This is a genomic window from Paenibacillus sp. D9 (assembly GCF_001188365.1).
GTDB lineage: Bacteria > Bacillota > Bacilli > Paenibacillales > Paenibacillaceae > Paenibacillus_O > Paenibacillus_O humicus.
Genome location: NZ_JZEJ01000001.1, coordinates 2,011,715 through 2,025,817, shown reverse-complemented (window position 1 = coordinate 2,025,817; position 14,103 = coordinate 2,011,715). Strand labels below are relative to the sequence as shown.

At 60.4% G+C, this 14,103-nt stretch carries 12 protein-coding genes; all 12 read left to right on the top strand.

What is annotated here, in order from left to right; translation table 11 throughout:
- Positions 1 to 30: 30 nt before the first annotated feature.
- Complete coding sequence (gene lon, locus VE23_RS09305; protein ID WP_048749593.1) at positions 31 to 2,418, top strand: endopeptidase La; 2,388 nt, start codon at positions 31 to 33, stop codon at positions 2,416 to 2,418.
- The gene (gene yihA, locus VE23_RS09300) at positions 2,415 to 3,035 is read left to right on the top strand and encodes a ribosome biogenesis GTP-binding protein YihA/YsxC (RefSeq protein ID WP_021880541.1); all 621 of its coding nucleotides are present in this window, start codon (positions 2,415 to 2,417) and stop codon (positions 3,033 to 3,035) included. The genes lon and yihA overlap by 4 nt, the downstream gene beginning before the upstream one ends.
- A 330-nt stretch (positions 3,036 to 3,365) precedes the next feature.
- Positions 3,366 to 3,956 carry a hypothetical protein gene (locus VE23_RS09295; protein WP_021880542.1) on the top strand — a complete coding sequence of 197 codons (591 nt, stop codon included), beginning with the start codon at positions 3,366 to 3,368 and terminating at the stop codon, positions 3,954 to 3,956.
- 319 nt (positions 3,957 to 4,275) lie between these two features.
- Complete coding sequence (gene speD, locus VE23_RS09290; RefSeq protein ID WP_048749595.1) at positions 4,276 to 4,674, top strand: adenosylmethionine decarboxylase; 399 nt, start codon at positions 4,276 to 4,278, stop codon at positions 4,672 to 4,674.
- A gap of 306 nt (positions 4,675 to 4,980) precedes the next feature.
- Positions 4,981 to 6,357, top strand: coding sequence for a glutamyl-tRNA reductase (gene hemA, locus VE23_RS09285; protein WP_021880544.1), 1,377 nt, complete (start codon positions 4,981 to 4,983; stop codon positions 6,355 to 6,357).
- Between the two features lie 44 nt (positions 6,358 to 6,401).
- Entirely contained in the window at positions 6,402 to 7,208 is an 807-nt protein-coding gene (gene ccsA, locus VE23_RS09280; protein ID WP_021880545.1) for a cytochrome c biogenesis protein CcsA, read from the top strand.
- Between the two features lie 20 nt (positions 7,209 to 7,228).
- Entirely contained in the window at positions 7,229 to 7,876 is a 648-nt protein-coding gene (locus VE23_RS09275) for a precorrin-2 dehydrogenase/sirohydrochlorin ferrochelatase family protein (RefSeq protein WP_048749597.1), read from the top strand.
- Complete coding sequence (hemC, locus tag VE23_RS09270) at positions 7,860 to 8,825, top strand: hydroxymethylbilane synthase (RefSeq protein WP_373864516.1); 966 nt, start codon at positions 7,860 to 7,862, stop codon at positions 8,823 to 8,825. Before VE23_RS09275 ends, hemC begins: the two co-directional genes overlap by 17 nt.
- 1 nt (position 8,826) lies before the next feature.
- A complete protein-coding gene (cobA, locus tag VE23_RS09265; protein ID WP_048749601.1) occupies positions 8,827 to 10,386 on the top strand; it encodes a uroporphyrinogen-III C-methyltransferase in 1,560 nt (519 codons plus the stop codon).
- 190 nt (positions 10,387 to 10,576) lie between these two features.
- Positions 10,577 to 11,578, top strand: a complete 1,002-nt coding sequence (hemB, locus tag VE23_RS09260; protein ID WP_048749605.1) for a porphobilinogen synthase — start codon at positions 10,577 to 10,579, stop codon at positions 11,576 to 11,578.
- Positions 11,578 to 12,882, top strand: coding sequence for a glutamate-1-semialdehyde 2,1-aminomutase (gene hemL, locus VE23_RS09255; protein WP_048749607.1), 1,305 nt, complete (start codon positions 11,578 to 11,580; stop codon positions 12,880 to 12,882). The genes hemB and hemL overlap by 1 nt, the downstream gene beginning before the upstream one ends.
- 13 nt (positions 12,883 to 12,895) lie before the next feature.
- Positions 12,896 to 13,924 (top strand): RluA family pseudouridine synthase, encoded by a 1,029-nt coding sequence (locus VE23_RS09250; protein WP_332310165.1) that lies wholly within the window; start codon positions 12,896 to 12,898, stop codon positions 13,922 to 13,924.
- Positions 13,925 to 14,103 lie beyond the last annotated feature (179 nt).

The window sequence follows — 14,103 nt, the reverse complement described above, 5'->3', positions numbered from 1 at the left end:
AGGGGGACTATCTAAATGGGAGGTGTTGGCATGGGACCTGCCAAAGGAAGAAGCCGCAGGCTGCCGCTGCTCCCGCTTCGGGGGCTGCTTGTATACCCCAGCATGGTGCTTCATCTGGATGTGGGAAGGGAGAAATCGGTCAAGGCGCTTGACCGGGCCATGCTCGACGATCATATGATCCTCCTCTGCTCGCAATCGGAAGTGAATATCGAAGAGCCGACCGAAGAGGATATTTACCGAATCGGCACCATTGCCCGGGTGCGCCAGATGCTGAAGCTGCCCAACGGCACGATCCGGGTGCTGGTGGAAGGCGTTACGAGGGCGGAGATCCAGGATTACGTCGCCCGCGAGGAGTTTTACGAGGTGTCGATCCGAGAGCTTCCGGAAGAGGAATCGACCGATCCGGAGATCGACGCCCTCATGCGCACGGTGCTGAACCAGTTCGAGCATTACATCACGCTGTCCAAGAAAGTCACGCCGGAGACGCATGCCGCTGTATCGGATATCGACGAGCCCGGCCGTCTGGCCGATGTCATAACGAGCCATCTGTCGCTCAAGATCAAGGACAAACAGGAGATTCTCGAGACGGTCGACGTGCGCGCCCGGCTGGAGAAGCTGCTCGATTTCCTGAACAACGAGCGCGAGGTGCTGGAGCTGGAGCGCAAGATCAGCCAGCGCGTGAAGAAGCAGATGGAGAAGACGCAGAAGGAATACTATCTTCGCGAGCAGATGAAGGCGATCCAGAAGGAGCTCGGAGACCGCGAGGGCCGTGCGGGAGAAGTCGAGGAGCTGCGCTCCCAGCTGGAAACCGCCGAGCTTCCCGAGAAGGTCAAGGAGAAGGTCGAGAAGGAAATCGACCGGCTGGAGAAGATGCCGGCATCCTCGGCCGAGGGCGGCGTCATCCGCAATTATATCGATTGGCTCTTGTCGCTGCCTTGGGGCAAAGCGACCGAGGACGATCTTGATCTCGCCAAAGCGGAGGAAGTGCTGGACGAGGACCATTACGGACTGGAGAAGCCGAAGGAGCGGGTGCTGGAGTATCTGGCGGTCCAGAAGCTCGTCCAAAAGCTGAAGGGACCGATCCTTTGCCTTGTCGGACCTCCCGGGGTCGGCAAAACCTCGCTCGCCCGCTCCATCGCCAAGTCGCTCGGACGGGAGTTCGTCCGCATTTCTCTCGGCGGCGTCCGGGATGAGGCGGAGATCCGCGGCCATAGGCGCACCTATGTGGGCGCCATGCCGGGACGGATCATCCAAGGCATGAAGAATGCCGGCTCGATGAATCCGGTATTCCTGCTCGACGAAATCGACAAGATGGCTTCGGATTTCCGGGGCGACCCGGCTTCCGCTCTGCTGGAGGTGCTGGATCCGGAGCAGAACGGCACGTTCAGCGACCATTTCGTCGAGGTGCCGTTCGACCTCAGCTCGGTCATGTTCGTGACGACGGCCAATGCGCTGCACAACATCCCGCGTCCGCTGCTGGACCGGATGGAAGTGTTGTACATTCCCGGGTACACGGAGCTGGAGAAAAGCCAGATCGCGCGCCGCTACCTCATTCCGAAGCAGAAGAGGGAGCATGGCCTGAAGGAGGAGCAGCTGGAGATCGAGCCGGAGGCGCTCCTGCAGCTGATCCGCGAGTACACCCGCGAATCCGGCGTCCGAAATCTCGAGCAGCAGATCGCGGCCATCTCCCGCAAGGCGGCCAAAAGGCTCGTCTCGCAGCCGGAAGGGGAAACGATACGGGTCGACGAGGCGGTCATCAAGGAATGGCTGGGGCCGGCCAAGTTCCGCTACGGCATGGCCGAAGCGGAGGATCAGGTCGGCGCCGTCACCGGGCTTGCCTGGACCGAGGTCGGCGGCGATACGCTTGTCATCGAGGTGACGGTGCTCCCCGGCACCGGCAAGCTTACGCTTACCGGCAAGCTCGGCGATGTCATGAAGGAATCGGCGCAAGCCGCCTTCAGCTACACCCGCTCGCGGGCGGAGGAGCTCGGCATCGATCCGCAGTTCCATGAAAAGAACGATATCCACATCCATATTCCCGAAGGCGCGATTCCAAAGGACGGACCTTCTGCGGGCATCACGATGGCGACTGCCCTGATATCGGCTCTTACCGGCCGCAAGGTGGATAAAAAAGTCGCCATGACCGGCGAGATCACGCTCCGGGGCCGTGTGCTGCCAATCGGCGGCCTCAAGGAAAAATCGCTTGCCGCCCATCGGGCAGGCATCCGCAAGGTGCTGCTGCCGTTCGACAACGAGCGGGACCTGCGGGATATCCCGGACAGCGTGCGCGAACAGATGGAATTCGTTCCCGTCGCGCATATGGATGAAGTCGTCCGCCATGCTCTGCTGCCGGCAGAGGACGGAACAAGCGGCGGCCAGGCCGCCGCAGAAGAGAAAGCAGGGACCCCGATTTTATGAAGATTACGAATGCAGAATTTATCATCAGTGCGGTCCAGCCGCATCAATATCCTGTCGACGCCTTGCCGGAGATTGCTCTGGCAGGGCGTTCGAATGTCGGAAAATCTTCTCTCATCAACAAGCTCATCATGCGCAAGAATCTCGCTCGGACAAGCTCCCAGCCGGGCAAGACGCAGCAGCTGAACTATTACAAGGTCAACGAGGCCGTCTACTTCGTCGATTTTCCCGGATACGGCTATGCCAAGGTATCCAAGACCGAACGAGAAGCCTGGGGCAAAATGATCGAACGCTATTTGCAGGGCCGCGAGGAGCTGAAGCTCGTGCTGCTCGTCGTCGATATCCGCCATGCGCCGAGCAAAGACGACGTGCTCATGTTCGATTGGCTCAAGCATTACGGCATTCCTTTCTGCATCGTCTGCACGAAGGCGGACAAGATTCCGAAGAGCCAATGGGACAAGCAGATCAAGCTGGTCAAGCAGACGCTCGGCGCAAGCGCGGGCGACCGGGTCGTTTTGTTCTCCTCCGAAAAGGGTAATGGAAGAGACGAATTATGGAGCGTAATCGCGTCCGCGGCAGGATATGAGGGAGAAGTTCTTCAAGGAACGCCGGAATTGTAAGCATTTTGCATCTTTCTTGATGCCAATCACGGTTCCTAGCGGATAATTCTCAAATTCGGCGGATAATCGCGGCCGGCCGGCAGGAATCGTTTGAGCCGATGCCGTATAATGGTTGTAGGTCTTTTATTTGCCCGTGAATGCGGAAAAAGCGTTCGAAGCCGGAAAAGTGGTGACGGTCGCCTTTGAAGACGGATTTCCCTCCATAGAAATCTAATGAAGGAAGTCTGGGTTCAACAGCGATTGAAGGCTCGGACGGTTTTGGAGCGAATGCAAGCGGGCAGTGAACATTGCAACCATAGCTTCGAAGAACAAAGAATTGAGGAGATTTTTATGGCTCAGCGGATAGCCACCGAGTACGTTCAAGCCAAACTGCGACTGACACGCGATGAGATGACCCGATTCCTCCGTTTTTTTGACGAGCAGCAAGTACGCCTTGGCGTCAAGGTGCTCGATAACGGCAGCCAAGAGGCGGTTCTCGAAGACTGTGCAGGGAGGGAAGAAGTCCGCTTTGTATTCCAGCAGGATGAAGATCGCTTTGTATGCGAGTGGTCCTGCCGCATCACCAACGTCGCGCTCACCAATGCGCTTCGCAAGGCCGTCGCGGCTTTCAAGGGCGACGCCGTCGTCAAACGCATCTACAGCCATTATACGATGTCGTATCAGTATGTAGCAGGCGCCGTGCATCAGATCGCCGAGCTGACCGCCAAGGGCAGCCGCATCGTGTACCAGTTCAAGGACACGCTGGGCGAGCTTGAGCGTGCTTTCCGCCTCCAATCGGTGGAGGGGGAAATCCAGTGGATCCAGCAGGCTGTCAACGAGCTGCTCGATCGCCGCATCGATGCTGCAAGCGCAGCCGAGAAGCTGGAGATAGACCGCAGCCTCAAGCTGTATTCCGACCGGCTTTTCGCTCTCGAAGCCTGATTCCGACCGCTTTTTCCGATGCCGCCTCCGGGCGGCTTTTTTCATGCCTCCGCCTTTTGCGGGCCCGCTTCGGACATGCAGCTGGAGAAGGGCTGTCCGCGTGCAGGAAAACGGGTTTTTTTTAACAGAAAAAAAGGTTGCATTTCCTATAGATAGATGGTATTTTTAATTTCGTTGAAAAAAACCCAATATAGGAACCAGGATTCACTCAGGACATGGATATGTTGCGAGAGAGAGTTATCCCTCGGGAAGTGAATGACGTAGGTCCTAGCGGATGAAATTTTTAATCATTTTATTCCTAGGAAGGGGGAGCCGGAAGATGGAATATTCGACTTTCGGAAGACATGTTGCGGTTGATGCTTGGGGAGTAGACTTCGAACTCATTAACAACGCAGAGTTTCTGCAAGCCCACATGGTAGAGGCTGCTGAAGCATGCGGAGCATCTGTGCTCTCGGTACAGGCAAAACAATTTGAGCCCCAAGGCGCAACCGTATTGGTGCTCTTATCGGAAAGCCATCTCTCGATTCACACGTATCCAGAAAGAGGCTTTGCTGCTCTTGACTGCTACACCTGCGGTGAGACCGTGGACCCACAGCTGGCGATCGATTACATGCTGGCCGTGCTGAAACCTAAAGCCACTCACGCGAAGAAGCTGATTCGCGGAATGGGTGAGCTGCAAGTCGTAGAACCGGAAATGAAACAAATCGAGCTGGTTTAACATCCAGCCTGCTGTACAAATAACCATGGGAAGGCTCCATGGTTATTTTTTTTAAGCCTGGAATAGAGATCGGGCTGCGGGCCTAAACTAGACAATGGATGAAATGGTTGTCTTTGTCGGAATGGGCTTCTTGCCCGGCGGAAGCCGGCTGTCCTGCTGTCGTCAAGACATTTCCTTCCTTTTGGCGAGCCGGTCAAAAAAACGTCATAACTTGAGTCTTCCCTCCCAAAAAACTATGTTATAATAATTCTAAATTAGTTGCTCGGACAAGGCAGCTTAGATACGAAAATAAGGCGGTGATGTCACTTGCATATTATTGTGGTCGGGCTCAACTATCGTACGGCTCCTGTCGAAATCAGGGAGAATTTCGCAATCGCGGACAGCGATCTGCCCCGTGCGGTCGAAGCTCTCAAGGCGACCCCAAGCATACTGGAAGGTGTCATCGTCGCGACCTGCAACCGGACGGAGCTGTATGCGGTCGTTGACCGGCATCATCTGTGCGGCCACCATATCCGCACGTTCATGGAGCAGTGGTTCCGCCTCCCGCGGCAGGAATTCACCAGCCATCTTTATATGTATGAGGACGATCGGGCTATCGAGCATCTGTTCCGGGTTGCAAGCGGCTTGGATTCCATGGTCATAGGGGAGACGCAGATCCTGGGCCAAGTGCGGAATGCTTTCCTGCTCGCCCAGCAGCAGCGCGCGACGGGCACGATCTTCAACATGCTTTTCAAGCAAGCCGTAACTCTTGCCAAGAACGCCCATACCGAGACGTCGATCGGGGAGTCGGCCGTATCGGTCAGCTATGCGGCCGTGGAGCTCGGCAAGCGGATCTTCGGCCAGTTCAACCGCAAGACGGTCATGATCATCGGAGCCGGCAAGATGAGCGAGCTTACGGCCAAGCACTTGTATGCGAACGGAGCCGACCGGGTGCTCGTCGTCAACCGGACGTTCGAGCGCGCGGCGGAGCTGGCGGAGAAATTCAGCGGCATACCCTGCTCCATGGAAGAAGCGGAGCGGAGGCTGCATGAGGCCGATATCATCATCAGCTCGACCGGAGCCCAAGGTTATGTGCTCAGCCGCGAGCAAGTGGCGGCCGCCATGCAGCGCAGGAGAGCCCGTCCTCTGTTCATGATCGACATCGCCGTTCCCCGCGACCTGGATCCCGAGATCGCTTCCGTCGAGAACGTATTCCTGTACGACATCGACGATCTGGAAGGCATCGTGGAGTCGAACATGGAGCATCGCCGCCAGGAGGCGGAGAAGATCGGAGTCATGATCGCCGCCGGCTTGCAGGAATTCCATCAGTGGTACCGTACGCTCGGCGTCGTGCCGCTGATTCGCTCCCTGCAGGAGAAGGCCGAGGATATTCATAGCCAGACGATGGACAGCCTCTCCAAGAAGCTGCCCGGACTGGACGAGCAGCAGCTGAAGGTCATCCATAAGCTGACCAAGAGCATGCTGAACCAGATGGTGCAAAATCCGATTCACAGCATTAAGGAGCTTGCGGGCGATAAGAAAGCGGATGAGGCGATGGAGCTGTTCGCCAAGCTGTTTGCCCTGGAGGACGGCGCGCCGTCCAAGACCGTCAAGAGCCAAGCGGCGAGGACAAGTGATCCGTCACGCCAAGGCTACGAAGAAGCCAAGCCGTCCAAGGGCGCCTTTGCAGCGGTCATGCGCTAGGCTGCCAGGATTATCGCCCTCATCTCCAAGGTCAGGAGGGCGCCATGGTCACCATTTACGACACGATTTTGTATTTATACGCCCTGAGCCTTCTGTTCTACTTCTCCGATTTCGTCGACGCGAACCGGAGAGCGAAGCGGATGGGCGCAGGGCTGCTTGTGTTCGTATGGGTTCTTCAGACTGGATACGTGCTGTACCGGATCTGGTCCCATCTGGACATGACGCTGTTTTCCAGATTCGAATACTGGCTTGCGGTTTCGTGGCTCCTGCTGACGACTTCGCTCGTCATCAGCCGCTTTTTCCGAATCGAATTCATCGTGTTTCTCGTCAACATCATCGGTTTCGGGGTGCTGGCGCTCAATCTGTTCAGCGGACCTTCCCGCGGAATCCCGCTTCCGGACTGGAAGCTGGCCAATGAACTGCTCATTCTACATATCAGCCTCGTGCTGTGCTCCTTCGCGGCGCTGGCCATTTCGAGCGTGTTCTCGGGCATGTACCTGTTCCTGCATGGAAGGCTCAAGTCGCGGAAATGGAATCGGACGACGGCTCGGCTGCCGAGCCTGGAGCAAGCCGACCGGTTCGCTTTTCGCCTCGTCATGATCGGCGTTCCGCTGCTCGCCCTTTCCTTGTCGGTCGCGGTTGCTCTCGTCATCGTCGAGAACAGGTTCCAATATTTGCTCGATTGGAAAGTCATCACCTCCTTCGCGGTCCTCATTTTGTACAGCTTTTATTTGATCCAGAAAAAGATTCTGCGCAAAACCGCGCTGGAGACGGCGCGCTGGAACGTATTTTGCTTTGCTTTTCTCGTTCTGAATACGATGATCAGCCCGGCATCGGATTTTCACCGCTGAGTTTGGAGGAGGAGATGGCGATGCCGGGATATCCGGTTGTGCTGTCGCTGGAGGGGAAACGCTGCCTGATCGTCGGAGGCGGCGCGGCTGCCGAACGGAAGGCGGCCGGATTGCTTGACGGCGGCGCGGACAAGCTTGTCGTCATCAGCCCGGCAATCACGGCGGGTATCCAGGAGATGGCCGGACAAGGGCGGCTGAATCATACGGACAGACATTACCGGCGGGGCGACGCAGCAGGCATGTTTCTCGTCGTGGCGGCCACCGGCATCCTTGAAGTCGACCGCGCAGTCATGGAGGATGCCGGCAAGGCAGGCGCGTTGTTCAACCATGCCTCAAGCGGGCAATCAGGCGATTTCATTACAGCGGGCGCGGTAAGGCGGGGCGGGCTGCTGCTGGCCGTCACGACGGGAGGCGGTTCGCCTGCCCTATCTTCCGTCATCCGGGAAGAGCTTGAAGACTTATACAAGGAGCCGTATGCGGAGGCTGTAAGGCAGCATGCGGAGCTGAGGCGAAGGCTGCTGGCCGAGGAGCCGGATCCAGGCAAGCGAAGGCGGCTGCTCCGCAGCGAGGCGAAGCGTCTGGCCAGCTGGGCGGCTGCCGCAAGCAGGGGACTAGAGGATCGTGCCCGATTCGGGGCGGAAGGAGAAGGGGATATTGAAAACAGATGAGAACGGCCGCAGAGTCATTGTCGTCGGCACTCGCCAGAGCGCGCTCGCGCTGACGCAGACCGGGCAGGTCATAGAGGAGCTGCAGCGTCTTGCGGACGAGCATGGCTTGGATTACGGCTTTGAAATCCATAAGATCGTCACCAAAGGCGACCGCATCCTGGATGTAACTCTGTCCAAGGTAGGCGGCAAGGGGTTGTTCGTCAAGGAAATCGAGCAGGCTCTTCTCGACGGCGATATCGATATGGCTGTGCACAGCATGAAGGATATGCCGTCGGAGCTGCCTCCCGGACTGATCAACGGAGCGGTGCCGCGCCGCGTCGATCCTCGGGATTGCATCATTACCCGCGGCGGCATTCCCCTGGAGAAGCTCCCGATCGGCGCCGCTGTCGGAACCAGCAGCCTCAGGCGGGCCAGCCAGCTGAAGGCTTACCGGCCCGACCTGGATATCCGCTCGATACGCGGCAATATCGACTCCCGGATCCGCAAGCTGGAGACGGAAGGGCTGGATGCGATCGTGCTCGCCGCTGCCGGCTTGAAGCGCATGGGCTGGGAGGACCGCATCACCGAAGCGGTCTCCGAGGATGTCTGCCTGCCTGCCGTCGGCCAGGGCGCGCTTGGCATCGAATGCAGGGAAGGCGATGCCGATGTCCGCGCTTTGCTGGATCTGCTCAACGATTCCGATACGGAGCGGACCGTAGCGGCAGAGCGGACTTTCCTCGGCGCGCTCAACGGAGGCTGCCAGATTCCGATCGGAGCCCATGCGGTCATCCGGTCCCGAGAAGGCGGCGGGCTTGTCATGGAGCTGACCGGAATGGTAGGCTCTCCGGACGGCGAGACGATTCTAAAGGAAATGCGGGTCGGAACCGATCCGGAAGCATTGGGGCTTGAAGTCGCCCAGGCGCTGAGAGAGATGGGCGCGGCCGAGATTTTGGCGGAAATTGGGGGATAACATGTCGAAGGGGATCGTGTATCTTGTCGGCGCCGGGCCGGGAGATCCGAAGCTGATTACGGTGCGCGGCATGGAGGTGCTCTCGCGGAGCGATGCCGTCGTCTACGACCGGCTGGCCAGCCCGCGCCTGCTGCGCGGACTGAGGCCGGGGGCGGAGCGCATCTATGTCGGCAAGCGGCCGGACCGCCATACGATGAAGCAGGAGGAGATCAACCGGCTGCTTGTCGATCTGGCCTTGCAGGGCAAGACCGTCACTCGTCTTAAAGGAGGCGACCCGACCATATTCGGACGTGTCGGCGAGGAGGCCGGCTTGCTGGCCGAGCACGGCATTCCGTTCGAGATCGTGCCTGGAATCACGTCGGCGATCGCCGTGCCGGCTTATGCCGGCATTCCCGTGACGCACCGGGACCATGCGTCGTCGCTCTCGATCGTTACGGGCCATGAGAGCCCGGACAAGCTTGACCGCTCGATCTATTGGGACAAGGTGACCAATGCGACGGGCACGCTGATCTTTTTGATGGGCGTTGCCAAGATCGGGTATATCAGCGAGCAGCTGATGAAGCACGGCCGCGATGCCGATACCCCGGTAGCCCTCGTCCGCTGGGGAACGAGGCCCGAGCAGCAGACGCTGACGGGCACTCTCGCGGACATCGAGGCGAAGGTCAAGGCGGCCGGCTTCGAGCCGCCGGCGGTCATCGTCGTCGGCGATGTCGTCAAGCAGCGGGAGACGCTCCGCTGGTACGACTTGAAGCCGCTATTCGGCACGAGAGCGCTGGTGACGCGCTCGCGCAGCCAGGCCAGCGAGCTGGCCGATCTCATCGAGGAGCTTGGCGGCGAGCCGTGCGAGTTCCCCGTCATCGAGATCGTGCCGGCGCGCGGGGAAAGCGACGCGAGAGCTTTTCGCGCCGCTCTGGACGATGCGGAGAGCTACGACTGGCTGTTTTTCACCAGCGTCAATGGGGTCGAGCATTTCTTCCGCGGGCTGGCCGAGCTCGGAGGCGATATCCGCCGCTTCCACCGGGCGCGCATCGCTGCGGTCGGGCCGAAGACCGGCGATGCGCTTCGCTCGCGCGGACTTCAGCATGAAGCGCTGCCGGGCGGCTACCAGGCGGAGGGCATGCTGGGCCATCTCGACGAAGTGCTGAAGCCGGGCCAGCGGGCGTTGTTCCTGCGCGGCGATCTGGCGCGAGGAACGCTGCCGCGGGATCTTGCCGCGCGCTCCATTTCCGTGGACGCCGTCACGCTGTACGAGACGATCGTGCCTCGGGATCAGGATGAGCAGGCTCTCGAACAGCTGCGCGAAGGCGCTGTCCATGTCGTCACCTTCACGAGTTCTTCGACCGTGACGAATCTGCTCGAAGTGCTCAGGCGCTTCGGGGAGTCCGATCCGGTCGGCTTGCTCCGCGGCTGCGAAATTGCCTGCATCGGTCCCGTTACGGCCCGTACGGCGGAGGAAGCGGGGCTTGCGCCTACGATCATTCCCGAGGAGGCGACGATCGCGTCGCTGGCCGAGGCGATCGCAAGGCGGATGGCCGAGCTTCGGGACCCTGTGCAAGGCTGACAGGCAGCGGGCGGCTTTTCGTCATGGCTCGCAGGGCCGGCAACAGCCGGGCTTTCGGGACGCCACGCAGGGCCGGCAACGGCTGGCTCTCAAGCGATCCGGCAGTTTTATCGGCATCGACAAGTCAGATCAGGGAGGGCGCCGAGTGCTCCTTCCCCTGTTTTGCATACGAACACAAGGAGGAATTCACATGAGTTACCCGATCGTCCGGCATCGCCGGCTTCGCCGCACGGCGGCGATGCGCTCCATGGTCCGCGAAACGATTTTGACGGCCAGCGATTTCATTTACCCGATCTACGTCATCCACGGAACCGGCATCAAGCAGGAGATTTCCTCCATGCCGGGCGTTTTCCGCTTCTCGCTCGACCTGCTGCAGCAGGAAATCCGCGAGATCGTATCGCTCGGCATTCCTTCCATCATGCTGTTCGGGCTTCCGGACCACAAGGATCCGGTCGGATCTTCCGCCTACGACGCCAACGGCATTGTGCAGCAGGCGACAAGGCTGATCAAGGAATGGGCTCCGGGCCTGATCGTCATGGCGGATACTTGCCTGTGCCAATTCACGGACCACGGACACTGCGGCATCGTGCACCAGAACGAGCGGACCGGAGAAGCCGAGGTCGACAACGATCCTTCGCTGGAGCTGCTCGTGCGCACGGCGGTATCCCAGGCGGAGGCGGGGGCGGACGTCATCGCTCCTTCCAACATGATGGACGGCTTCGTCGGCGCGATCCGCGCAGGTCTGGATGAGGCCGGCTACAGCGACATCCCGATTCTGTCCTACTCGGTCAAATACGCCTCCGCTTATTACGGACCGTTCCGCGAGGCGGCCAATTCCGCTCCGCAGTACGGAGACCGCAAGTCGTATCAGATGGATCCGGCCAACTTCCGCGAAGCTCTCCGCGAAGCTGACAGCGACGTCGCGGAAGGCGCGGACATGCTCATGGTCAAGCCGGCGCTCGCTTATCTCGACGTCGTGCGCGCGCTCAGGGAGAACTTCGACCTTCCGCTCGTCGCCTACAACGTCAGCGGCGAGTATGCGATGGTGAAGGCGGCCGCGGCGAACGGCTGGGTCGACGAGCGCAAGATCGTGCTGGAGACGCTGCTCGGCATGAAGCGGGCCGGAGCGGACATGATCATTACCTATCACGCCAAGGACGCAGCCCTCTGGCTGCAGGAGGTGCAGAACTGATGGCGGACAACGTTCACGGCAGAAAAGCGGATGACAAGTCGAGCGCGGCCTTCGAGGAAGCGAAGCGCTATATTCCTGGCGGCGTCAACAGTCCGGTGCGCGCCTTCAAATCGGTCGGCCTCACGCCGGCTTACATGGAGCGCGGCGAAGGGGCGGTGGTGTACGATATCGACGGCAACTCCTATATCGACTACGTCGGCTCCTGGGGCCCGCTCATCATGGGCCACGCCCATCCCGCAGTCATCGAGGCGGTCAAATCCGCCGCTGAGCGCGGCACGAGCTTCGGCGCCCCGACGCTGATCGAAACGGAGATGGCGAAGCTTGTCTGCGAGCGAGTGCCGTCCTGCGACATCGTGCGCATGGTCAACTCCGGCACGGAAGCGACGATGAGCGCCCTGCGCCTTGCGCGCGGGTATACCGGAAGGAGCAAAATCCTCAAATTCGAAGGCTCCTATCACGGCCATGCCGACAGCCTGCTCATCAAAGCCGGCTCAGGCGTCGCCACGCTCGGCCTTCCCGACAGCCCGGGCGTACCCGAGACGGTGGCGTCCCAGACGATTACCGTTCCGTACAACGACCTGGAATCGGTCAAGCTGGCGTTCGAGAAGTTCGGCGAGGAGATCGCCTGCATCATCGTGGAGCCGGTAGCCGGCAACATGGGCGTCGTTCCGCCTTTGCCCGGGTTCCTGCAAGGGCTGCGCGACGTCACGACGAAATACGGAAGCCTGCTCATTTTCGACGAGGTCATGACCGGCTTCCGCGTCCACTACAACTGCGCCCAAGGGCTGTTCGGCATCACCCCCGACTTGACCTGCCTCGGCAAAGTGATCGGCGGCGGCCTTCCCGTCGGCGCCTACGGCGGACGCCGCGACATCATGGAGCGCATGGCTCCGGCCGGTCCGATCTACCAGGCGGGCACGCTGTCCGGCAATCCGCTTGCCATGGCGGCCGGTTACACGACCCTTAGCCTGCTGACGCCGGAAGTCTATCAGCAGCTGGAGAAGATGTCGGTGCGGCTGCAGGCTGGCTTCGAGGACAATGCGCGCGAAACCGGCGTGCCGGTGACGATCAACCGCGTCGGGTCCATGGTCTGTCCGTTCTTCAACGAGAGCCACGTCATCAACTTCGAGACGGCGCAGCAGAGCGATCTGGGTCGTTTCCGCACCTACTTCGCGAATCTGCTTGAGCTCGGCGTAAGCGTCGCTCCTTCGCAGTTCGAAGGCATGTTCGTCTCGGCAGCCCATACGGCGGAGCTGATCGACGAGACGATCGCCGCGAACCGGGAAGCTCTCCGGCGCCTGTAGTGAGGATTCCGGCATGGAGCTGATGATGGAATCCGCTTATCGCCGCGGAGAGTGGCTGCATGTGCCGGTCTCCCCGGACGGAGATGCCGGAGAGCTGAGAGCCGGAAGCCATGCGCACGAGACGCGCCTGCAGCTTCTGGCTCTTGGCCTTTGGCCGGCCAAATGGATCAATTCCCTCTTCTCCACCGGAGGCATCGGCTGGACGCCGGACGGCGAGCTGCGCCTGCGGGCGTTTCCCGCCGCAGAGGCGGCCGACCCGCTGCAGCGGCGTGCCGCGGCCGTCCTTGCGGCGTCCGGCGGCGCATATGCGCCGGACTGGCCGGAAGTGCTGCATGAGGACGATTGGTGCCTCGTCCTGAACAAGCCGGCCGGCATGCCGGTCCACGGCAGCGGCGAAGCGCCGCGTCCAGCGGGAAGCAGGGCTTCCTATTCCGACGCAGCGGGCAAGGCGCCTGCCTGCCCGGCGACGCTGGACGAAGCGGCGGCATGCCGCTGCCTGGCGGCTGGAGACCCGCTTCCGGCGAGGCATATCCACCGCATCGACGACGATACGAGCGGTCCGGTGCTGTATGCGAAAAAAGATCTCGCCCAGCAGGTGCTCGATGCGGCGATGCGGGAGAAGGCGATCGGCCGCCAGTATTGGGCTGCCGTACACGGCGCTCCGAATCCGCCTGAGGGCAAGATCGACCAGCCGATCGGCAAGGACCGGCATCATCCGTCGCGGAGAAGAGTATCGCCGGGCGGAGACCGAGCGGTCACGTTTTACACAGTTCTGGAAGCATGGCGCTCGGCAGCTCTCGTTCAGCTTGCGCTCGAAACCGGAAGGACGCATCAGATCCGGGTTCATATGAGCCATATCGGCCATCCGCTGCTTGGAGACGGCCTGTACGGCGGGGCGTCGCCGCTGCTCGGCCGTCAAGCCCTTCACGGAAGGAGGCTTCGGTTCCGGCATCCATGGACGGGCTCCGATATGGAGATCGAGGCCGCTCTTCCCGCCGATATGGAGCGTCTGCTGGCACGGCTCCGCGCCGGGAAGCCGTAAGGGAAAGGGCGGGCTTTCTATGTGAGAATTCCCCCTGCCCTAAGTCCCGTCCCGGGTGGCAACGTCTCGTCGGCAGGCTTGAGGCCGCCCTCGGTTTATGAACCGCTTTGCATCGTTTTGAGCGATGCAGGGCGGTTCTTTTTTCTGGCTCGCCAGCATGACGGAATGAACGAATAAAG

Excerpts from the sequence above, each read along its gene's own strand:
- VE23_RS09275 (WP_048749597.1), top strand. The coding sequence starts at position 7,229 with ATGCCGGGATATCCGGTTGTGCTGTCGCTGGAGGGGAAACGCTGCCTG.
- hemB (WP_048749605.1), top strand. The coding sequence starts at position 10,577 with ATGAGTTACCCGATCGTCCGGCATCGCCGGCTTCGCCGCACGGCGGCG.
- lon (WP_048749593.1), top strand. The coding sequence starts at position 31 with ATGGGACCTGCCAAAGGAAGAAGCCGCAGGCTGCCGCTGCTCCCGCTT.
- cobA (WP_048749601.1), top strand. The coding sequence starts at position 8,827 with ATGTCGAAGGGGATCGTGTATCTTGTCGGCGCCGGGCCGGGAGATCCG.
- VE23_RS09250 (WP_332310165.1), top strand. The coding sequence starts at position 12,896 with ATGGAGCTGATGATGGAATCCGCTTATCGCCGCGGAGAGTGGCTGCAT.
- VE23_RS09295 (WP_021880542.1), top strand. The coding sequence starts at position 3,366 with ATGGCTCAGCGGATAGCCACCGAGTACGTTCAAGCCAAACTGCGACTG.
- hemL (WP_048749607.1), top strand. The coding sequence starts at position 11,578 with ATGGCGGACAACGTTCACGGCAGAAAAGCGGATGACAAGTCGAGCGCG.
- ccsA (WP_021880545.1), top strand. The coding sequence starts at position 6,402 with ATGGTCACCATTTACGACACGATTTTGTATTTATACGCCCTGAGCCTT.
- speD (WP_048749595.1), top strand. The coding sequence starts at position 4,276 with ATGGAATATTCGACTTTCGGAAGACATGTTGCGGTTGATGCTTGGGGA.
- yihA (WP_021880541.1), top strand. The coding sequence starts at position 2,415 with ATGAAGATTACGAATGCAGAATTTATCATCAGTGCGGTCCAGCCGCAT.